The sequence below is a fragment of the Croceitalea sp. P059 genome, from assembly GCF_031846365.1.
GTDB lineage: Bacteria > Bacteroidota > Bacteroidia > Flavobacteriales > Flavobacteriaceae > Croceitalea > Croceitalea vernalis.
Genome location: NZ_JAVRHW010000001.1, coordinates 585797 through 608381, shown reverse-complemented (window position 1 = coordinate 608381; position 22585 = coordinate 585797). Strand labels below are relative to the sequence as shown.

Below are 22585 nucleotides of genomic sequence, written 5' to 3'. Positions count from 1 at the left end.
AAAAAAAATACGATTTTTTTTCTATATCTAATGACATGTATATTAATTTCCAATATCAGTTCTATTATAGCTCAATAAGTTCCTTAATCAATAAGGAGGTAGAAAGTAAATATGGATCATAATTCTCTTTTTTAGCATCAAGCTTGAAATCACTGGAAGATTCTATGTGAACAACATAATCATTTGGCAATAAATACTTGCTAAAATTATCGCTGTTTATTCTTATAAATTCATCATCCTTAGAGATAACAATAGTTTGAATTTTTATTATATTTTGAGATTGATTATCTCCCAAATCAATTCTTATTTTTAAAGGATGAATCTCTTCTGGAAAATTAAAAATCAATTCCTGAATTCCATCTTGGCCTTTGATGTTCAGGGTTTTAGATTTTTTTTCGACAAAGTTATCTAATGGATGTTCTGTATAAAAAAGTTGTATTTTATCATCTTTTCTAAATTCTAGATTAATTTTTAAAGTAGTTTTCTCTCCCTTTTTCTCAGAAAAGTTACAAGAAAACATCATAATGTAAATAAGCAAATACATTAGTTGCCTTCTAGTCATTGTCATTAATTTTTAAAATACATTTTATAAGACTATCTCTCCAGTACGGAATTTCTAATTTTAGTTCTTTTTTGATTTTTGATTTATCCAATACGCTAAACTTGGGCCGTTCTGCTGGTGTTGGATATGCTTCAGATTTTATTGGCGATAAATCTACTTGTATTTTACTCTCCTCAAATATGGCCTTTGCAAAATCATACCAACTAGCAACACCTTCATTGCTATAATGATAAATACCATAAGGTAAATTCTCCTCCATAATAACTTTAACAATTATACTAGCTAAGTCATTAGCATATGTTGGGGTGCCTATTTGATCACAAACTACTCCTAATTTATCCCTTTCCCTACCAAGTCTTAACATCGTCTTCAGAAAGTTATGGTTGTATTCAGAATATAACCAAGAGGTTCTAATTATAAAATTCTCTTTTAGGTACTTTAATACTGCTTTTTCGCCATTTAATTTTGTTAGACCATAAACCCCTAAAGGGTTTTCTAGGTCTTCCTCATCATAAAAACTAGTTTGTTTCCCGTTAAATACAAAATCAGTAGAGATTTGTATTAAAATAGCACCACTATCACTGCATGCTATTGCTAAATTTTTAGCTCCAGTTACATTTACAGCTTCAACAAGGCTTTCATTTGATTCTGCATCATCAACCGCTGTATATGCCGCGCAATTTATACAATGGGTAATATTATTATTTTTAAAAAAAGTATTTACCTTTCCCGCTTTGGTAATGTCAAGTTCATCTATATCTACATAAATAAAATTACAATTATTGTCTAAATTATCTTTTACAATGTCTTTTATACAAGTTGCTAATTGTCCTTTTCCACCTGTAACAAGAACATTTTTCATAATCTAGCTTTGCTTAATTTTGGTAATGCCAAATCTTTTTCTGAAACCTTGATTTCATCATGAGATAATTTCCAGTCAATTTTTAAGGTATCATCATTATAAATAATTCCTCCTTCTGCCTCTTTATTATAATAGTTATCACATTTATAGAAGAATTCAGCTGTTTCGGAAAGTGTTACAAATCCATGGCCAAAGCCTCTAGGAATAAAAAGCTGTCTTTTATTGTCATCACTCAACTCAATACTAATATGATCTCCAAAAGTGGGGGAGTCATTTCGTAAATCAACAGCTACGTCTAATACCCTCCCGCTTAGCACTCTGACTAATTTTGCTTGTGCATGTTCTCTAAGTTGATAATGAATAGCTCTAACCACTCCTTTTGTAGAAAATGACTGATTGTCTTGAACAAAATTAACCCTAGCTCCTATTCCCTTGTTGAACCTTTCTTTATTAAATGACTCAAAAAAATAGCCCCGTTCATCATTAAAAACATTTGGCTGTAAAATAAAACAACCTTTGAGCTTCGTTTCATAAAAAGTCATTTGTTTTTCTTTAGTATTCCCAATAAATTCTTGCCATAACCACTTTTCATAAGGGGTTTTGCCAATAATTTAAATTGTTCTTTGTTAATATAGCCCATTTCATAAGCAGCGCCTTCTATTGCGCCTATTTTAAGCCCCTGTCGCTCTTCGATTACTTCAACAAATTGAGAGGCTTGCATTAAAGATTGAAAAGTTCCTGTGTCTAACCAAGCTGTGCCCCTATCTAAAATACTAACTCTAAGTTTTCCTTTTTCTAAGTATATCTTATTCACATCAGTAATCTCTAATTCTCCCCTATGGCTAGGAGGAATATTTTTAGCTATTTCCACAACATCGTTGTCGTAAAAATAAATTCCAGGCACCGCATAATTTGATTTAGGCTCTAAAGGCTTCTCCTCTATACTAATTGCCTTTCCATTATCATCAAATTCAACCACACCGTAACGTTCTGGGTCATGAACCCTGTAGGCATAAATTACACCTCCATCTGGGTTATTATTCGCTTGTAATAATTTAGCAAGTCCAGAGCCATAAAATATATTATCACCAAGTATCAGAGCTACCTTGTCATTACCAATAAAATTCTCGCCTATAATAAACGCCTCAGCCAAACCATTGGGAGCGTCTTGTATGGCATAGGAGAAACTACAACCATATTTATTACCATCACCCAATAATTCTTTAAATAATGGTAAATCCTTTGGTGTAGAAATAATTAAAACCTCTTTAATCCCTGCATACATTAATGTTGATAAAGGGTAGTAAATCATAGGTTTATCATAAATAGGCATCAATTGCTTACTTACCGATAAAGTAAGTGGGTGGAGTCTTGTTCCTGAGCCACCTGCTAAAATTATTCCCTTCATCTCTTAATTATTTTTATTCATTTGTTTAAGAATACATCTTATCATAATATTCTCGATATTCTCCTGATGTTACATTGTTTAACCAATTCTCATTCTTTAAAAACCAATCAACTGTTTTTTCAAGACCTTCCTCAAATGTAACAGAAGGTTTCCAACCTAACTCCTTATTGATTTTGCTTGCGTCTATAGCGTATCTTAGGTCATGACCAGGTCGATCTTTAACATATTTTATAAGATTCTCTGAAGTTCCTTCTTTCTTTCCAAGTTTTCTATCCATAATTTGGCAAAGCAATTTTACCAAATCAATATTCTTCCATTCATTAAAACCGCCAATGTTATAAGTCTCATGATTAATCCCTTTATGAAATACTAAATCTATGGCTGCTGCATGATCTTCAACAAATAACCAATCGCGAGTATACTTGCCATCGCCATAAACCGGCAAAGACTTACCTTCAATTATATTATTTATAAAAAGTGGAATTAATTTTTCTGGAAAGTGATTTGGGCCATAATTATTCGAACAATTAGATATAACAAAAGGCAAACCATAAGTTTCACCATAAGCTCTGACAAAATGATCTGAACTAGCTTTAGAAGCAGAATAGGGAGAATTTGGGTCATAAGAAGTTGTTTCTGTAAATAGTCCCTCTAGTCCAAGCGAGCCATAAACCTCATCTGTGCTTACATGATAGAATCGCTTTTCTTCAAGGTTGTTTTTCCATGTTCGTTTTGCAGCATTTAAAAGATTTACAGTTCCTAAAATATTAGTTTTAACAAAAGCTAACGGATTCTCAATAGAACGGTCGACATGTGATTCTGCTGCCAAGTGTATTACCCCATCAAATTTGTGCTCATCAAAAATTTGATTTATGTAATTCTCATCAATTATGTCTCCTTTTAAAAAAGTATAATTATTAAAAGTTTCTATATCTCTTAAGTTTTCTAAGTTTCCTGCATATGTAAGTGCGTCTATATTAAAAACATTGTAGGTGGGGTAAGATTTCACTAATCTGCGTACCACATGGGAGCCAATAAAACCAGCGCCTCCTGTTATTAAAATTTTCATTTAGAATAGTTTTTCAAAAATTTATTTAAATCCTTTATACCGAGAAAACAAAAAATTAAGCTCAACATTGCTAATGGTAAAACAAATAGGTAATTATTCCAAAATCCATCTTGTTTTACTCCTCTAGCTGGAAAATCACTGATTACATTTAAAATGGCAGATTTATTTGCTCGTTCTTCATTCAATTTAACCAACTGGTTTTTAAGTACGTTTCTCTCTTGTATCAAAGCAAGTTCTTTATTCTGCGATTCTCCATTTTCAGCCAAATTTATATTGGTTCCCTGCATAGGCTTATCCGCCTCTTTTACTAAAACAGTCTTATATAATTTTTGCAAAGAGTCAACTTCTACTAACTGATTCATAATAATTGAGTCTTGTAGTTTTAAATTATTATCATTGATTCTTTTTTGAAGTTTGAAATAGTCATTGTCCGAAATAGATTCAATAATTGCAGGTTGGATTATCTTAGCAACAGTATTATTTGAACTAATAACAGAAATCTGATGAAAACGCGCATCCATGGAATTAAAATTCTCTAGATAGCTTTGAAAATCAAGTGCTTTTACAGTAGTTGTATCTAACTCTCTTATAAAATTATCAAACAACTTTACTTTTTGATTTTCGTCTGAATAAGAATCTACGAATACTTTTTTTATAGTTGAGGCTTGACCTACTGTAACTTCCAATGACTGAGACAATGCAATTGAGTCTTTAGATTTCGCTAAATCATTGTAAAAATCAATATTATTATATAATTGTTGTACACTATTAAAATTAGGCTCAACAACCATTCTAGATACAAATTTCTCAGTTTTGAGCTTGTCCATAAAATACCCAGCAACAGTTCCAAGTATTAGAGTTACAATTAACACAATAAAATTCTTTTGTAAAAAAAGTAAAAACAGGACAATCAAATGAAAAAATTGCTTGAAAATATTAGCTATAAAATTGAAAAAATTGTCAATCCCTTTCCCTATGAGGTGAAACAACTGCCCCAAATCAATTTCGTCATTATTAGTATTACTAGGTTGATTAGCCATTTTTAAGAATTAAATATTTGTTGTAAGATTTTATCTGTAATTAAATATGTAGGTTTTACACCAGTAGTGCCAAGTCCTCCAGATGCTAAAGTACTACCTGTTTTTAATGGGTTATCGGAAGCATAATACGCATATCTAACTTTTACATCGTTTTTAATGCTCTTTCTAATTTTTGATGCGGATTGAATTGCTTTTTGATAGTGAACTCCTTCCATTTCAAGACCAATTACATTCCAAGTTGAGTCATAGAAAAACTGTAGTATGTCTTTATTTTGAAGTGATGTTCCCAACACGGTTACCATTGTACCCTCTAAGACTTTTAAATCTTGGCCCTCAAAATCTTCTGAGCAAAGTTCATTTTTAAATGGATAATTATCGGCAGTTCCTTCAAAAATATGAGCTAATGGAATCATCAAATCGCCCTTGCCTCCTTCTAAAATACCGGCTTTGCCCATCATAGAAAGGGAATCAACATTCATGAAAACAGCTCTCTCTTTTAATTTATATGGCTTCAAAAGTTCATCTATTGTTTCATAAGCCTGTTCACCAAAAGCATAATCCATAACAAATATAACAGGTTTTTCAGCTGTTTGCTTTTCGGTTTTAAAATCATAACAACAAGCTCCTTTTTCAACCTTGGCAATGTCAAAAATTTGAACATCAATATTGGCTCCTGATTTATCATCAATATAAATCATACCATTTTTCATAGCCAATCCAGCTACTTTTTCTCTTAAATTTTCATTATGAGGTAAACTGAGTGCCTCATAAATATCTAAAGAATCAGCATTAGCAAACTCATCTTTCAAAGCTACCTTCGCAAATAAAGAATTCATTACACTATGCATATTTGCACTGATAATATGAATTGGTCTTTCTAGCAAATCATGTTTTGCTAAAGTCTCTTTGATTTTTTCTGCCCATCGTTCTCCATGTATGTGATGACCAAGCCTTTCGCGGAGCAATGGACTAAAAGTAATCGTTCGTTTATTGCCTGTTGTTTCTTCTTCTATGGCCAATTTACCTAACCAAAAAATTATTTTTAAAAAACGGTCCTTTTCATTTTTGATAGAAAGCTTTTCATGCACTTCTACCACTTCATCAAAAGAACGGCCTAAAATATTAGCAGCATGTATTAAGGCCACTTCACGTTCAGAATGAGTTGGCTTTTCTTTTTTTACATAATCTTCAAGTTTATCCCAATCTCTAATAGTTGTCTGACTTTCTTCAAAAAATACTTTCTCACAAATTTTCGTAGACTCAATAAATAGAAAAGTCAAATGGGTAAGAATATCATAAATATCTGATCTACCTCTTGTAATCTCAATATTCATTTGCTCATCATCTATTCGATAACAATTCCTACGTCTTTTAGGAGGGATAATTGGCTGTAAATGTGATTTTGAAAAACCTTCATCTGATGTCAGATTAATAAAACGACATTGTTCAATGCCTTCAGGAAGTCGTTCTAAAACGTAAATTAATCCGTTCAACTCGCCCTTTTCTTCTGCAACACTGCCATAAATTTCTGGTCGTAAAACCAGAAGCGCACTTCTTAAAGCGTTACCTGAAACACCAGAAGGTTTATAAAAACCTCGGTTCAGTAGATGTCGCATGGTAACATAAAGTCGCTCTATGGCATTTGTAGATTCTTGTGCTCGAGTAGTTTCTTTTATTTTACTTACCATGTCAGAATTTCGACACAAAAATACATGAATAAAGTAAACTCTGTATTACTAAGATGGCTATTAAGTAAGATGTTGATATAAATCTTCAGCCAGTTTTCGGTCGTTAGAAAGTCTTTGAATTTTATTTTGCCCTCCTAATTTTCCGCGAGACTTCATAAGTTCTAAGAATCCATTCTGTTTTACTTTGGTGATTTTTAAGGTCTGTAGAATGCTGCCAACTATTAAATCATAATAATAACTATTCTGATTTTGCATGGATTCATCTAAAATCGAAATAAACTTATTCTCATCAATAGGTTCCTTTTCAAATTCTATAAACCATTCATGATAAGGCAATCCGTTTTTAGGATTAGTTTGTGGAGCGACTGTAAATTCATTTACCATAGCATCTGTAGCCTTAATAGCTATACGCATGGCTTCTTCAACTTCTTTAGCAATGACGTGTTCTCCAAAAGCAGAAATAAAATGTTTGATGCGACCTGAAACAATTACTTTGAATGGATGTAATGAAATAAACTGAACGGTATCTCCTAGATTATATGCCCATAAACCAGCGTTTGTGCTTATAATCATAACGTAGTTTACATCAAGCTCAACATCTTTAATGGTTAATCTCTTCGGGTTCTCATCAAAAAACTCATCTGCTTTAATGAACTCGTAAAATATGCCCGCATCTAAAAGCAAAAGCATTCCTTTTTCATGCTGCTTGTCTTGATAGGCAAAAAAGCCTTCACTTGCCGGAAAAAGTTCTATGCTATCAACTTTGCGTCCTATTAAATTTTCAAATTTTGCTCTATAAGGCTCGTAGTTTACTCCACCGTAAATAAAAAGCTGAAAATTTTTAAAAAGCTCACCTATTTTTTTCTGATTTTTTTCTTGAAGCTTTTCAAAATACATTTGAACCCATGATGGAATACCAGCAATAACAGTCATGTTTTGCGTTTCTGTTTCCTTAATGACCTCATTAACTTTGGTTTCCCAATCTTCAATACAATTAGTTTCCCAACTAGGTAATCGGTTTTTTTGAAGATAATTAGGAACATAGTGTGCAGAAATTCCTGAAAGCCTCCCTAATTTAATACCGTTTTTCTCTTCTAATACTGGGCTTCCTTGTAAAAAAATCATTTTACCATCAACAAAAGCCGCATTGCCGGTTTCATGTATATAATTAAGAATGGCATTTCTTGAAGCTTTTACTTGATTCTTTATAGACTCTTCAGTTATCGGGATGTATTTTGCTCCAGAAGTTGTTCCCGAGGTTTTTGCGAAATAAATTGGTTTTCCTGGCCAGAGTACATCATCTTGACCATTTAAAATAAACTCAACATAAGGTTTTAATGCCTCATAATCTCTAACTGGTACATTGGAAACAAAATCTGCATGTGAAGAAATATCATCAAAATTGTGGTTTTTGCCAAACTTCGTACTTCTGGCTACTGTTATGAGGGTTTTGAATACTTTTTGCTGCGCCTCAATAGGATTATCAATCCAATTGGAGTCTTTATTGACAATTCTTTTTGCAAATATTTTTGCGGCAAATGATTTTATAGACATTGAAACTAGTTAAAGTCAATAAAGTCTTGTGGATTAACAGGCTTGCCCTTTATCCAAAGTTCGAAATGTAAATGTGGCCCCGTTGTAAGCTCACCAGTATTACCCACTGAGGCAATTACCTCACCGGCTTTCACTATGTCACCCTGTGACTTACTCAATGATCCATTGTGTTTATAAACAGATATCAAATCATCTTTATGCTCAATTATAATAACATAGCCTGTACTCGCTGTCCATTCAGAAAAAATTACCGTGCCGTCAGCTATAGATTTTACAGGTGAACCTTGCGGAGCTACAACATCAATAGCATAATGTTTCTTTTCCAGGTCATATTCTTGAGAAGGTGTTCCGTTCACTGGAGAAAATAAAATAATCCCTAAATTTTCAGTATTCCTTTCAAATAAATTGTACTTGTCTTCTAGTTCAACTTGCTCCCTTAACTGTAAATCTTCCTGTATAGGAGCTAAATTAATATTAGAAGGGTCGAGTTTGTATCGTTCAAAAAGCGAGTCTCTATTTATTTCATTATTCTCAATATCACCACGTAATACCTTTCTAACATTTTCAAGATACTTATTGGTATAATTTAATACGGTTACTAAAGAATCCGTCTTATAGGTGAGTTCTGTGGCTTGTCTTTTAAGTTTTGTAGACGAATATCCTGGTATGTATTCTCTTAATGGGCTAAATGCAATAAGCAAAGTCGTAAGTCCAATTAAAACGATAGTAAACAAAGTAGCGCTTATGAATACATTCAGCCTGCTTAGTTTAAAAGAGATTTTTTCTTCAAAAGTATTTTCATTTAGTATTACCAAACGATACTTATGAAGTAACTTTTTCTTAATCTCTTTGCCTTTCTTGGGTTTCTTCGCCATTTACAACAAATATAATCTTAGATTTTAATATGTCAACATCTCATCATTTTTTGTGAAACATTTAGTAATCAGAATGTCATCATTGCTAAACTGCAATTTATTCTGAAGAAATACGTTTTTAGATAGCAAAACACTTGAGTGTTTTTTTATTACTTTTACATTTCATTAAAACCGTTGATTCTATGACGTCTTTATATATTTTTCTTGGTCTTGTTGGTCCGTGGCAAATTGCTTTGATAGTGGTAATTGTACTACTTCTGTTTGGAGGTAAAAAAATTCCAGAATTAATGCGCGGTCTTGGTAGTGGAATAAAAGAATTTAAAGATGCTTCCAAAGAAGATGAAAAGCTTGAAGATGGCAGTGAGCCAAAGGCTTAAATCAATTCTTTCCTTCCGCAATTTGATTGAAAATTGCTAAAATATTTTTCTTTAAACTACTTCAGCGTGTATTTTATGCCGTAATCGGCAGAGTTCACAACAAAAAATTAGTTAAGATTTACTATTACAATACATTTGGTTTAAGGTTAATATTAACCATAAACTAAATCTAACACCGGTTCTGCGCAAACTGCTTAAGAACCCGACAAATTTAACCTCACTGGGTTATGAAAAAAATAGTATTTCTTTTAGCCTGTTTTTCATTTATTGGTTTAAAATCTCAAACATTAACTTCTTTACAGTTTGAAGAAGATATGGAGCCTTTAACTGAAAGCAAAACCTATACCAATTCAAGAACTTCAGAAGTTAATGCACTTAAAGCACTTTCAAAAAAAAGGCTTAAAGGAGTAGAACGCAGTTCGTATATTGATAAGGTAATTTCTAAAGCAGACGATTACTTCGAGAAAATGTGGTATTCAGAATCTGCTGAACTTTATGATTTAGCACTTAAGAAGAATGCTAATAGCTTTTCTAAAGAATTATTACAAAGAGCCGGTGATGCACATTACTTTAATGGCAACATGGAAAAAGCTCATTTTTGGTATAGCAAATTATTTGATGGCTATAAAAATGAAGTTTCCGATTCTGACTATTTCAGATACGCTCACTCTCTAAAAGGAACTGGCAGATATAATAGAGCAAAAAGAATACTTCGCATATTTAATGAACAACAAATTACTGACGAAGGAGAAGATTCAAAAAGAAGGTATGCAAAGAAACTTGCAGAGGAAATGGTAAAAAATATTGAAATTAAAAATTTGAATGCCAATTCAAAATTTTCAGATTTCTCTCCAATGTTCCATAATGAAAATGAATTAGTTTTTGCCTCAGCAAAAGATTCTTCTTTTTTAAATACCAGAAGGTATAAATGGAACAATCAGCCTTTCTTAGATTTATATGTTGGTGAGATTGAGGAAAACAAAGAAAACCTGCGTAACGTTAAAAAGTTCTCTAAAAAAGTAAATTCAAAATACCACGAAGCTGCGGTAACTTTTGCTCCGGATAACAAAACGATGTTTTTAACCAGAAATAATTATGGTAAAAAATTAAAACGTGCAAAAAACGGTGTTAGTCATTTAAAATTATATCGTTCCGATTTAGTTGATAATGAATGGACAGAGCCTGTTGAATTACCTTTTAATAGTGAAGAATACTCAACGGGTCATCCGGCAATGAGCTCAGATGGAAAAAGACTCTTTTTTGTATCTGATATGCCTGGTGGTTTTGGGGGAACGGATTTATATGTTGTAGACCTATTAGACAACAATAAATATTCTAAACCAAGAAATTTAGGTCGTGCCGTGAATACTGGAAAACGAGAAATGTTTCCTTTCGTCACGAAAAATAAATTATACTTTTCTTCAGATAGAGAATTAGGGCTAGGAGGCCTAGATATTTATGAATCTGGTTTTGAAGATGAGAATTTTCAAGTTGCTGTTAATGTGGGTCAACCTATTAATAGTAATAGAGATGATTTCTCATATATTGCAGATGAGACAGGTTCTAATGGATACTTTGCCTCTAATAGAACAGGTGGCAAGGGTGACGATGATATTTACTCCTTTAAAGAAATACCTGCAGAAAAAGAAGTTGTTGAAGAGAAAGAGGAGTATACTAATATTGTAGGTGTGGTAAAAGATATCATTACTGGTGAAGCTATGCCAAATGCTTCTATAACACTTTTAGATGCGAATAATGAATCTTTGAAAGAAGTACAAACTGATAGTCAAGGTAGATTTACTTTTAATGATTTACCAAGGAATACTGCATTCACTATTGCTACTGCGAGAGATGAATTTCAAGAAGAGTCCAATTCAATTAATTCAGGCGATGAAGAAATCGTTACAGTTGATGTGAGCTTAACGAGAATAGACGAAATGATTGTCTCTGATAATGGAGTAAAAATGTTGAAAACAGAAAACATTTACTTCAATTTTGATAACTATTCAATTCGTGAAGATGCCAAAAAAGAATTAGATAAATTGGTGCAAGTTTGGGATCAATATCCAAATATGGTTATAAAAATTGAATCTCATACGGATGCTAGTGGTTCTAAAGCATATAACAGATTACTTTCTGATAAAAGAGCAAAAGCGACTAAAAATTACCTGCTATCTAAGGGTATAGATAAATCTAGAATCTATAGTGCTGTCGGCTATGGCGAACAATATCCAATTAACGACTGTACAGATGGTGTTAATTGTGATAAAATCAAGCACGAACAAAACAGGCGTTCAGAGTTTATTATCGTAAGTATGTAAGCACATATTATAAGAAAACAAAAGCCCCTAATGCTTGAACATTAGGGGCTTTTTTTATGGTTATAACCTTTTGTCATTCAAATTGTACAGTTTTTAAAATAGCCTCTAGCTCCAAAAGATCGTCTCTTTTATTAGCTGATGGCGCAAAAATAAAGCCCTCTAAAACTAATTTTCTGTCATTTGGTTTGTCATTAATGATATAGGTTAAAAACGGACCAGCCATTGGGTAACCATTAATTTCCCAAATGCCTCTAACCTCAGCAGCTTTACGGCCACCAATCTCAGTTGGAAAAACATAAGGAGCAAAGGCCTTTTCAGTCATCATATAGGTGGTTTTTCCAGGAACATCAGGTCCAGGAATATATTTTTTACCGATAGAGTCTCGCATACTCACAATATCACCAACAAAAGTAGAATCAGTTGTAAAGCTATTCCACGGCATACTATAAGCGATAATATTCATATTCCCTTTAAGTATTTGACGGTCCATCCAAACAAAATTCTCATCGTGCTTACCAACACTATAAACCGAAGGCACATTGAGTTGAATGCCAAACTCTTCTTTTAAATCCTGTTCCTTATTCAAGGATCTTTTAAATCGTTTTTGAGCTTGGCTAATTTCATTAGTTTTAAAAGCCTCAATAGCTTTTGGAGCCAGTAAGTCAATATTAGCAACCAACTCGCCATAATCTCTACCTTTAATTACAGCCACCTTTTGTGGCGTAGCATAAACATCAGATTTAACATGAGCTATTGATAAGGTATCTTGTTGTACAAAAAGTACAGATCTTGAATTTGTTGTGGCTCCTTTAAATACTTGTGGTGGAATCTGTATGAGTGATAAAATGGCTTCACTTTGCGGCACAGCCAAGACTCTAGCAGCAAAATGCTCTCTCACCTTATCCCCAATAGCGCCTTTCCAAAGCTCATTATCCATTACAACCATGAGTGAATTTACAGCACCAGTAGAGGGCGGTAGAAATCTTTCAGATTTAGAATTGTTTTTACAAGAATTGAAGGCCAAAGTAGCCAGAAGCAGTAGTGTTCCTATTTTTCGCATAACAAATCTAAAATACAGAATTTATAGAAACCAAATACTTTAAATGAGTGTAACTGCCTTTTTGATTAGTGTAGCTCCAAAAAGTGCATAAGCGTCCTTTTAAGACGAGCAGTTACATAAACGGAGTTTATCTCCTGGTTTAAGGTTTCTGCCGCTAATACCGTTCCATTGCCTCAAATTTTCAATTGTAATTCCAGGGTATTTTTTTGAAATGGTCCAGAGAGAATCTCCTGATTGTACTACATGTACTTTAGAAGGGTCTTTTGGCAACTGAGTGTTTGGTTTGCTAACCTTTTTTGTTGATGCAACTGTTGGGACCGATTTTCTTGGATAAATGCTTAAACGTTGTCCAATTCTAAGATTATTACTTCTAAGTCCATTCCAGCGTTTAATTTGGCTTACACCAACGCCATATCGCTCTGCTATTTTACCTAAGTAATCGCCACTTTTAACACGATATCGAATTTTATCACTACTCGATACTAATTGTGGTAGCGGTTTTTCTATGGAATCAAGCTGTTCTTTGGCATAGGCATAAATAGCATCTTCATTGTTGACAAACTGGCCAACTTGCTTTATTGGTAAACGTAAAGCATACTTTTTATGTTCTACTTTAGGAATAATATTCAATTTATAAGCAGGGTTAAGTACCTCTAACTCTTCAACAGAAATGTCTATCAGTTTTGCTACTTGGTCAAAAGTAATGAGCTCTTTTACATGTATTGTATCTGTTTCAAAATAAGGCCTATCTACCTTTTTGCCTTTTAAGCCGTGTTCATCAGCATACTCGAATAAATACATGGTTGCTAAAAACGCTGGAACATATCCTGCTGTTTCTCGAGGAAGATTACCCCGTATATTCCAAAAGTTTTTATATCCTCCAGAACGTCGTATTGCTTTGTTTACATTACCTGGGCCTGAATTATAAGCTGCCAAAGCCAAATCCCAATCATCAAATATACCGTACAGTCTTTTTAAATATTTTGCTGCGGCTTTAGTAGACGCAATGGGGTCTCTTCGATCGTCCACATAACTACTTACATTTAAATCATACATTTTACCCGTTGCAAACATAAATTGCCATAAGCCAGTAGCTCCAACTCGTGATTTAGCTTTAGGGTTTAAAGCAGATTCAACAATCGCTAAATATTTTATTTCAAGTGGAACATCAAAATTATCGAGCTCTTGTTCAAAAAGCGGAAAGTAAAATTGACTTGTAGTCAGCATTTTTTCAATCAAACCACGTCTTCTAGTTAAAAACGATTTGATGACACTTTCTAAAGAAGCGTTATATGCAATATTGAATGGTGTTTTATCATTTAGTCGTTTCAATCTGGCTTTAAGTGTGTCCTTAGGCAGGTCAACTACATAGCTTTCTCCGGTTTTTAAATCGCTGACTTCAGCATACATCTCATCAAAAAGAGCGGCATTCTTATGAAGTTCTGCCAGCCAAAGACTATCGTATTGATATGCCTGCGCTAAATCTTCTAACTGAGTTGTTTCTTTCTTAATGGCAATGGCTGGTATATTAAGCGCAGTGTCATCTATAGTAGCCTTGCCACTGCTGGTTTTAATAAAACCAGTACTAACGGTATCCATTTGCTTAACAGCCGTAGTATCTATTTGTTGAGCTGAAAGTTCTCCTGTACATGAAAACAGTATCGCAGCCCAAAAATGAAAATATAGTGCCTTCATTTCAGTCCTAAATTAATTTCGGGACTAACGAAAATGCGGTATTTTATTGAAAAAATAAAGGAATATGGACAAAACCATCAAAAAATAAGATAAAGTCCGTTTATCGATAAGAGCCTTGTTAGTCTAATATGGCAGCAATACCCGGTAGCGTTTTACCTTCTAAACTCTCTAACATTGCCCCACCGCCAGTTGAGACATAACTAACCTTATCTTCAAAACCAAATTGCTTTACAGCTGCAACAGAATCGCCTCCACCAACTAAAGAAAATGCTCCGTTTTGAGTAGCCTCATCAATAGCATTACCAATAGCAATAGTGCCTTTTGCGAAGCTTTCCATCTCAAAAACACCGACAGGACCATTCCAAAGAATAGTTTTAGATTTTAGAATTACTTCTCTAAAGTTTTCTAGGGTTGCAGGTCCAGCATCTAAACCTTGCCAACCATCAGGTATGCTATCAACTGCAACACCTTGGGTTTTTGCATTATTATCAAAATCATCCGCTGCTAAAACATCAACAGGTAGGTGTACTTCTACTCCTTTTGCTGATGCTTGCTTTAAAATCGCTAAAGCCAGTGGCATTTTATCGTCTTCACAAATAGAATCTCCTACTTGTCCCCCTTGGGCTTTTATAAAAGTATAGGTCATTCCGCCACCAATAATGAGGTGGTCTACTTTGTCTAAAATATTCTCTATGATGGTTATTTTAGAAGACACCTTAGCACCACCTAAAATTGCTGTAACTGGTTTTTCGCCCGTTTGCATCACTTTTTCAATAGCCTTAATTTCTTTTGCCAATAAATAACCGAAACACTTATTCTCAGAAAAATAGTTGGCTACAACGGTTGTTGAAGCATGAGCTCTGTGCGCAGTGCCAAAAGCATCATTCACATATATATCACCATATTGTGAAAGCTTTTCTGCAAAAGCCCCATCGCCATTGGTTTCTTCCTCATAAAAACGAAGGTTTTCTAAAAGTAAAATCTCGCCGTTTTCTAAATTAGCGTATGCCTCATCCACCTTTTCACCAATACAATCAGGAACAAATTTTACCTGTACACCAATAATTTCAGAAACGGTATTGCAAATATGTTGCAAAGACATGTCTTCATTACGTTTTCCTTTTGGTCTTCCCAAATGACTCATTAAAACAGCACTGCCACCATCTTCTAAAATTTTCAAGATTGTTGGTTTAGCAGCATCTATTCTGCTGGTATCCATTACATTAAATTCAGCATCCAATGGCACGTTGAAATCAACACGGATTAATGCTCTTTTATCTTCAAAATTGAAATCTTCTAATGTTTTCATGAGTTACTTGGTATGATTGCCAAAAGTAAAGATTTCTAATAGCTTTATCTTGTTAGCAAATCACTAAATTTTGATGTTTTTGTGGTTTTTAAATTCATTTATTTCGAATACTTTATAGGCCATTTTCTTTCCAAAACACTGAAATTGAGTGGTTTTTGTTAAAATGAAGCTTGCGTTCTTGTATATTTGATACAATTGCTTCCCCACCAACCAACCAAAAACCAATGATTAAATTCTTTAGAAAAATTCGTCAAAACCTTCTCTTGGAAAACAAAACGGGTAAATACTTTAAATATGCCATAGGAGAAATTGTGCTTGTGGTTATTGGTATTCTCATTGCATTACAGATTAATAACTGGAATCAAAATCGCATCAATAATTTAGAAGAGCAACGCATTTTTCAAGATTTGGGCGAAGAACTGCAGTTTAACAGGTTTCTTATGAAAAATGGAACCGAAAAAATGCAAGAAGTAATTGCTTCAGCAGAACGTATGCTAGACTGGGTTAATACTTCTCCAGAAGAGTTCAACCAAAGTTTATTTGACCAAGATTTAGATAAACTCACATGGGTTTGGCTAGCTGGAAGACCAACTACACTCTACGATGTCTTAAGTGCTTCAGGAGATTTTGACTTAATAACTTCCTCCAATCTCCGTAAAAAACTTGCTGATTTCAAAAGAGGTCAAGAAACATTGATCGCCTTTGAGTACAATCAAAATCGTTTTGTAGATAATCAACTACGTCCTTTTCTAAACAAAAATGTTGATAGAACAACCGTTAGGTCTATTTATAAATCATCTCAATTGATTACTACTGAACATGACTCTCCTTTTATATCAAACCATATAGAATTACTACAAAACAGAGAGTTTGCCAATCTGTTGACTGATCTTATTTTTTTTACAAAAAGAATTGAAGAAAACTACTCGCGACTAAAGCATGACATTATTGAAATAGACTCGTTGATGCATGTAAAATATCCTAGCATGGAGACAAAGACTTATATACCTTACTAACCATGAGTTAAAATGCAGCTATGATTAAATTCTTTAGAAAAATCCGTCAAAACCTCCTCTCAGAAGGTAAAACTACCAAGTATTTCAAATATGCCATTGGTGAAATTATCCTTGTGGTTATTGGGATTCTACTCGCACTTCAGATTAATAATTGGAATGAAGGGCAAAAAACAAGAAAACTTGAAAAATCGACGCTAATCGAAATCAAGAATTCTTTAGAGATGGATATTCAAAATCTTAACAACCAAATTGAATCACAATTACAAAATGCTAAGTATGCTACAGTTCTATTAAACCACATAAAGCATAAAAAAGCTTATTCGACAGAAATAGACATTCTATGGGAAAAAGTTGTTCAGTATTTTTTTGTGGATTTTAATACCTCAGCTTACAAACTTCTAGAATCTCGTGGTATAGATATCATTGAAAACGAAGAACTCAGACAAAGAATAGTGGATCACTATAATTTGGAGCAAACATCAATGAAGCGAAGCACAGATGTTTCCGAACATTTAAGCAATGAAAACCTAGTCTATTTCTTTGATCGTGTATACAATGACATCACCCCAGATTTTGAAAAAAGCTTTGATTATAAAAATGAGAAATGGATCCCTCAAGATTATGAAGCGCTTTTAAATGACCCAAGTTTAATCCCGAAAATCAGTCATAACATAAAGGTGAGATATCGCTTTTCTCAACTTCTTCGAGAATTCTTAAAAAAACAAAGGTTATTGGTCAAAGACATTGAAGTAGAGCTAAATAAATAACTATGATTAAATTCTTTCGTAAAATTCGCCAAAACCTTCTTATAGAAAACAAAACAGGTAAGTACATTAAATACGCCATTGGCGAAATTGTACTTGTGGTCATTGGTATTTTGATTGCGCTTCAGATTAATAATTGGAACACAGCACATATTGAGAGTAAAGCTTCAGCAAATCTAATGGCTAGATTGCTAGTTGAAAGCAAAAAAAATAAGGAAGCGCTATCTGAGAATATTAAACGAATCGAATCATTAATGACAGATTCTGAAAGACTGCTTCAATTTATGGGCAATGACTTTACTGATAAAAATGAAAAAACAATCGATACCTTAATTTATTCTCTTTTAACATCCCCTAGTTTAAAATATAAATCTTCTACGCTTGATGAGGCATTAAGTTCTGGTGCAATTTCTTTGATAGCCTCAGATAGTCTTCGAGATTTCTTATATCAAATCCCAAGTATTTATGCAGGCATTCAAAGGAATGAGAAAAATGAAGATATAGACGGCTCAGACAACTTTGTGCCTTATCTCTACGACAATATTTCGCTAAGACAAGTAGATTACAGTTTTGCACCTATCAAAGATAGAATTGGTAAAAGCAAACTGGATTACAGTGATAATAGAATTATTTTAAAAGACAGAAAATTTGAGAGTATGATCGATAATAAAATGTTCTTACTTAGCTCTTTATTAAGATTAAACACTGATTATCAAAAGTTTAATAATAAAACTATAAAGTTATTAGAACTAGAAATAGATAAGTTAAAATAAATGATAAAATTCTTCAGAAAAATTCGCCAAAACTTGCTTTCAGAAGGTAAAACAGGCAAATATTTTAAATATGCCATTGGTGAAATTATCCTTGTGGTTATTGGAATTCTTTTGGCGCTTCAAATAAACACCTGGAACCAACAACGCATTGAAGACAAAAAAGAAACAGAATTAATTTCTGCACTAATAGATGAGTTTAAAGATAATTTAATAGCCTTAGAAGAATCTATTAGCATCAATAATAAAGTGACCGAATCTTGTATAAACCTTACTCAAATTATTAGGTCAGATTCATTGGCTAAAAAACATGAACAAGTTGATGAATTATTGCTTGCTATTGGCAATTTTCATTCTTTTGATGCAAGAGTCGGCATTTCTAACGAGATTGTAAATTCTGGAAAATTAAGTCTTTTAAAAAATGAAGCGCTAAGAGTACAATTAAGTGATTGGCTCAAAAATATTAGTGATGACGAAGAAGACTTTCGTTTTAGAGCAGATAACTACACCATAAACTTAATGCCTTTTTTGATGAAGCGATTTCCCTTAGCCAATGGTGAGTTAACCAAAAAACTCCCTTTTGACAGAAATAATAGTTTGAAAGTCTATAAGGAAGCCTCTCCTTTCAAGTTTAATTTATCCAGAACCGATTTGATGGAATTAGAAAATCAAGTTTGGCATCACAAGCACAACAATGATTATATCGTCATTAATGAAGGTAACTTAAAGGAATTTATATTAGCTACCATAGATATGCTAGAACAAGAACTGAAAAAAGGATAACGATGCTAAAATTCTTTAGAAAAATTCGCCAAAACCTTCTCATGGAAAATAAAACAGGTAAATACTTTAAATACGCTATTGGCGAAATTATTCTTGTGGTTATTGGGATTCTTATCGCTTTGCAGGTAAATAATTGGAATGAGCTTCGTAAAACAAAAAGTGAGCAAGCGACCTTACTAAAATCGGTTAAACAAGATTTAATGTCTGATATAGACTATTTAAAAGAATTCATTAAAAAAACAGACTCAAATTTTAATATCTTAAATGAACAATCGCAATATGTAAACAGTATTTCATACAGTAAAGATTCCTTAATCCATTTCTTAAAAAAAGAGATCAATGTAATTTCGGTTGGGTTTAAAGGTTTTAATAACAACACTTATGAATCTATGAAAGCCTCGGGCAAATTAGATTTATTTGATAATATTCTTAAAGAGCAGTTGTACGATCTTTCTATTCCTCAAAATGCTACCGAAGAAACATACAAAACCTTTAGGGATGACTATTATGATGAAATAGAAATGCTTGCTGCTTCTTATCCAATACCAGTCCCGCATTCATTTATAAAAAACACCCCTGAAAATGACTTTATTTGGGATAATGTAAACCGGAAAGACTTAATGTTAAAGCTTAATTCATGGGGAAGTGTAAAAGCAAATTTTTGTAGAAATAATCTAAGAAATTTTAAAAATACTTTAGAAAAAACAAAGGTTGTTTTAAAAATAATGGAAAAGGGAAATGATTAAATTCTTTCGTAAAATCCGCCAAAACATGCTCATGGAAAACAAAACGGGCAAATACTTTAAATACGCCATAGGCGAAATTATTCTTGTGGTAATTGGTATTCTTATTGCCCTTCAGATTAACAATTGGAATGAAAACCAACAAGAAAAAAGACAAGAACTCAAACAACTAAAAGCCTTAAAACTAGAGTTTGATAAAAATTTAATTTCATTTGATAGTATTTTTAATCATCATATCGGTAATGAAGCAGCTACTTTAAAGCTGATGAATGCAAAGGATAAAAATTATACACTTGAAACACTCGATAGCTTATTTTTAAAAACGATTTATAATTACAATTTTGACCCATCAAGAGGAATATATAATTCATTAATAAATTCAGGACAAATAGAACTCATATCAAATGAGTTACTTAAGTACAAAATTGCAGAAATTCAAGACCTCGTTGTAGATTATATTGATGATGAAAATCTGGCAAGATATTATAGTACTGATGTGATAATATCATTTACTGTAAATCAAATGCCATATAATCCCCTTCGATTCTATAAAAACCGTAGTTCTGAAGAAAAGGATAAGCATTATAAACTATTCCAAAAAATGATTGATAATAGAATATTTATTGAGCATTTATCAATTTTAAGTGTTTACAGAATTGGTGTATTTGAAGAAGGAAAAAAAGTCAGAAAAGGATATCAGGAAATTATTGACTTAATAAATCAAGAAATTTCAAGAATTGAAAATTAAATGATAAAATTCTTCCGCCATATACGTCGTTCGCTAATCCAAGAAAACAAAATGGGTAAATACTTTAAATACGCTATTGGTGAAATATTACTTGTTGTAATTGGGATTTTAATTGCGCTCCAAATTAATAATTGGAATGAAGATAATAAATCAAAAGAAAAGGAACATATAGCATTAGCTGAAATTGTATCTGATTTAGAGTACAGCATTAATGATCTCAATAAAATCAAAAGTGAAGGAAAATACAGTACCCTAAAAAGTATCGATGCTTTGAAAACTTTAATAGAGGTTACGGAGAAGAAGGAACCATATCGAGATTCTTTAGGTGTATATTTTGATGTTGCTTTTTCATATGATGAAGCAGATTTTAAAATAAGTGGTTATAATTCCCTTTCCTCTATAGGAATGGATTTAGTTCAGAATCCCGCCATTCGTTCTTCAATAGGTGAGTTTTATACATCAATAATCCCTGATTATGAAGAAGCTTATGATGAAATACGACAAGATTTTCATGAATATATGTTAGACTATTTACGCAAGGACTTTATTATTCAAGATGAGGCACCTTCAAAAAGATTGATCGTTCCTAATGATTTTGAAAATCTAAAGAATGATAAAGAATACATACAGTCCTTACGCACATTTTTAGATGTTAAAAAGTATTATGTGAATAAATTAAATCTAACACTGGATCAAGCAGAGTTACTAAAAAGTCATATTGAAAGCTATATTCATGATTAAATTCTTTAGAAAAACCAATCAAAGCGAAAGTGTATATTTGTTTGATGCTGTTTAAAGACATTTTAGGTTTAGAACATATTAAAAAGCATTTAAGTTCAAGTGCTGATGCTCGGCGTATACCTCATGCGCAACTTTTTGTCGGTCAAGAAGGCACAGGAGTCTTACCTGCAGCAATAGCTTATGCCCAATACATCCTTTGTCAAAACCATAACGGAGAAAATGAAGGCAAGAATCAAGCTTGTAATGCCAAATGCGCCTCTTTAACGCATCCTGATTTACATTTTGCCTTTCCTGTATCTAATTCCGACAAAGTCAAGAGTCATGCCGTTAGTGATCATTATTTGCCGGAATGGAGAGCCTTTGTTAATGAGCAACCGTATGGTAATCTTTTTGACTGGTATCAAGCTATCGGAATTGAAAAAAAACAAGGGCAAATTGGCGTTGATGAATCTCAAGACATCGTTAAAAAACTAGCTCTTAAATCCTACGAAGGTGGTTATAAAGTATTTATAATTTGGATGGCCGAAAAAATGAATATTGCAGCATCAAATAAACTATTAAAACTCATTGAAGAACCACCAGAAAAGACTGTGTTATTATTGCTCGCTGAAGATGAAGAGCAAATCATAACCACTATAAAATCGCGATGTCAATTAGTACATTTTCCTCCATTAGCGGAAGAGGTAATCGCTGAAGGTTTAATCAAAAAAGGCTTAGATAAGGCAGAAGCTGGGCGCATTGCGCATGAAGCTAATGGCAACTTCAACAAGGCCATAGATTTGATGAACAACGATTCTGAAGATTTGGTTTTTGAAAAATGGTTTGTCCAATGGGTTCGAAGTGCTTTTAAAGCAAAAGGAAACAAAGCGGCTATACATGAGCTTTTATCATGGAGTGAAGAAGTGGCTAAAAATGGTCGTGAGGTTCAAAAGAAGTTTCTTCAATACTGCATTGCTATTATAAGACAAGCTTTATTACTCAATTTTAAAGCAGATGAATTAGTATATGCCAAAATTCATGTAGACGGGTTTGACTTAAAAAAGTTTGCCCCTTTTATTCATGAAAATAATATTCTAGACATTACAAAAGAATTAGAAGAAGCCATTTTTCATGTGGAACGTAACGGCAATTCAAAAATTATCTTTACCGATTTATCTATAAAACTAACACGCCTCTTACATACCAAGGCGGCTTAAATCA

General features: G+C 32.9%; 22 protein-coding genes. 10 read left to right on the top strand and 12 right to left on the bottom strand.

Translation table 11 applies throughout. The features are described from left to right. Positions 1 to 64 precede the first annotated feature (64 nt). The 9 genes from RM542_RS02635 to RM542_RS02595 are packed head-to-tail and all read right to left on the bottom strand — an operon-like array spanning position 65 to position 9058. The gene (locus RM542_RS02635; protein ID WP_311384157.1) at positions 65 to 562 is read right to left on the bottom strand and encodes a hypothetical protein; all 498 of its coding nucleotides are present in this window, start codon (positions 560 to 562) and stop codon (positions 65 to 67) included. Next, complete coding sequence (gene rfbD, locus RM542_RS02630) at positions 555 to 1424, bottom strand: dTDP-4-dehydrorhamnose reductase (protein WP_311384156.1); 870 nt, start codon at positions 1422 to 1424, stop codon at positions 555 to 557. Before rfbD ends, RM542_RS02635 begins: the two co-directional genes overlap by 8 nt. Then, positions 1421 to 1966 (bottom strand): dTDP-4-dehydrorhamnose 3,5-epimerase, encoded by a 546-nt coding sequence (gene rfbC, locus RM542_RS02625; RefSeq protein ID WP_311384155.1) that lies wholly within the window; start codon positions 1964 to 1966, stop codon positions 1421 to 1423. The genes rfbD and rfbC overlap by 4 nt, the downstream gene beginning before the upstream one ends. Beyond that, positions 1963 to 2832: a glucose-1-phosphate thymidylyltransferase RfbA gene (gene rfbA / locus RM542_RS02620; RefSeq protein WP_311384154.1), complete on the bottom strand. Its 870-nt coding sequence runs from the start codon at positions 2830 to 2832 to the stop codon at positions 1963 to 1965. The genes rfbC and rfbA overlap by 4 nt, the downstream gene beginning before the upstream one ends. A gap of 25 nt (positions 2833 to 2857) precedes the next feature. Continuing rightward, positions 2858 to 3901, bottom strand: a complete 1044-nt coding sequence (gene rfbB, locus RM542_RS02615) for a dTDP-glucose 4,6-dehydratase (protein ID WP_311384153.1) — start codon at positions 3899 to 3901, stop codon at positions 2858 to 2860. After that, complete coding sequence (locus RM542_RS02610; protein ID WP_311384152.1) at positions 3898 to 4941, bottom strand: hypothetical protein; 1044 nt, start codon at positions 4939 to 4941, stop codon at positions 3898 to 3900. Before RM542_RS02610 ends, rfbB begins: the two co-directional genes overlap by 4 nt. Before the next feature lie 2 nt (positions 4942 to 4943). Beyond that, positions 4944 to 6629, bottom strand: a complete 1686-nt coding sequence (locus RM542_RS02605) for a DUF6909 family protein (protein ID WP_311384151.1) — start codon at positions 6627 to 6629, stop codon at positions 4944 to 4946. 60 nt (positions 6630 to 6689) lie between these two features. Then, a complete protein-coding gene (locus tag RM542_RS02600) occupies positions 6690 to 8183 on the bottom strand; it encodes a GH3 auxin-responsive promoter family protein (RefSeq protein WP_311384150.1) in 1494 nt (497 codons plus the stop codon). 5 nt (positions 8184 to 8188) lie between these two features. After that, positions 8189 to 9058: a M23 family metallopeptidase gene (locus RM542_RS02595; RefSeq protein ID WP_311384149.1), complete on the bottom strand. Its 870-nt coding sequence runs from the start codon at positions 9056 to 9058 to the stop codon at positions 8189 to 8191. Positions 9059 to 9240: 182 nt separating this feature from the next. Here RM542_RS02595 and RM542_RS02590 point away from each other — a divergent pair, with 182 nt between their 5' ends. After that, positions 9241 to 9435 (top strand): twin-arginine translocase TatA/TatE family subunit, encoded by a 195-nt coding sequence (locus tag RM542_RS02590; RefSeq protein WP_311349814.1) that lies wholly within the window; start codon positions 9241 to 9243, stop codon positions 9433 to 9435. Positions 9436 to 9662: 227 nt separating this feature from the next. After that, on the top strand, positions 9663 to 11756 hold the full coding sequence (locus RM542_RS02585; protein WP_311384148.1) for an OmpA family protein: 2094 nt from the start codon (positions 9663 to 9665) through the stop codon (positions 11754 to 11756). Between the two features lie 73 nt (positions 11757 to 11829). Here the strand turns inward: RM542_RS02585 and RM542_RS02580 are convergent, their stop codons facing one another. The 3 genes from RM542_RS02580 to RM542_RS02570 form a co-directional block, all read right to left on the bottom strand. Then, positions 11830 to 12816, bottom strand: coding sequence for a DUF4837 family protein (locus RM542_RS02580; protein ID WP_311384147.1), 987 nt, complete (start codon positions 12814 to 12816; stop codon positions 11830 to 11832). Between the two features lie 99 nt (positions 12817 to 12915). Beyond that, entirely contained in the window at positions 12916 to 14511 is a 1596-nt protein-coding gene (locus tag RM542_RS02575; RefSeq protein ID WP_311384146.1) for a LysM peptidoglycan-binding domain-containing protein, read from the bottom strand. 118 nt (positions 14512 to 14629) lie between these two features. After that, entirely contained in the window at positions 14630 to 15820 is a 1191-nt protein-coding gene (locus tag RM542_RS02570; protein ID WP_311384145.1) for a phosphoglycerate kinase, read from the bottom strand. A gap of 224 nt (positions 15821 to 16044) precedes the next feature. Between RM542_RS02570 and RM542_RS02565 the strand changes: the two genes are divergently transcribed. Genes RM542_RS02565 through RM542_RS02530 form a run of 8 tightly spaced genes read left to right on the top strand, consistent with a single transcriptional unit; the run spans position 16045 to position 22581 of the window. After that, positions 16045 to 16836 (top strand): DUF6090 family protein, encoded by a 792-nt coding sequence (locus tag RM542_RS02565; protein ID WP_311384144.1) that lies wholly within the window; start codon positions 16045 to 16047, stop codon positions 16834 to 16836. Between the two features lie 20 nt (positions 16837 to 16856). Continuing rightward, positions 16857 to 17603 (top strand): DUF6090 family protein, encoded by a 747-nt coding sequence (locus RM542_RS02560; RefSeq protein WP_311384143.1) that lies wholly within the window; start codon positions 16857 to 16859, stop codon positions 17601 to 17603. A 2-nt stretch (positions 17604 to 17605) separates the two neighbouring features. Continuing rightward, a complete protein-coding gene (locus tag RM542_RS02555) occupies positions 17606 to 18373 on the top strand; it encodes a DUF6090 family protein (RefSeq protein ID WP_311384142.1) in 768 nt (255 codons plus the stop codon). Then, positions 18374 to 19153: a DUF6090 family protein gene (locus RM542_RS02550; RefSeq protein ID WP_311384141.1), complete on the top strand. Its 780-nt coding sequence runs from the start codon at positions 18374 to 18376 to the stop codon at positions 19151 to 19153. It abuts the gene before it with no gap. Between the two features lie 41 nt (positions 19154 to 19194). After that, complete coding sequence (locus RM542_RS02545) at positions 19195 to 19899, top strand: DUF6090 family protein (RefSeq protein ID WP_311384140.1); 705 nt, start codon at positions 19195 to 19197, stop codon at positions 19897 to 19899. Positions 19900 to 19930: 31 nt separating this feature from the next. Beyond that, complete coding sequence (locus tag RM542_RS02540) at positions 19931 to 20644, top strand: DUF6090 family protein (RefSeq protein ID WP_311384139.1); 714 nt, start codon at positions 19931 to 19933, stop codon at positions 20642 to 20644. Next, a complete protein-coding gene (locus tag RM542_RS02535) occupies positions 20645 to 21385 on the top strand; it encodes a DUF6090 family protein (protein WP_311384138.1) in 741 nt (246 codons plus the stop codon). Between the two features lie 44 nt (positions 21386 to 21429). Next, positions 21430 to 22581: a DNA polymerase III subunit delta' gene (locus RM542_RS02530; protein WP_311384137.1), complete on the top strand. Its 1152-nt coding sequence runs from the start codon at positions 21430 to 21432 to the stop codon at positions 22579 to 22581. The last annotated feature ends 4 nt before the right edge of the window (positions 22582 to 22585 follow it).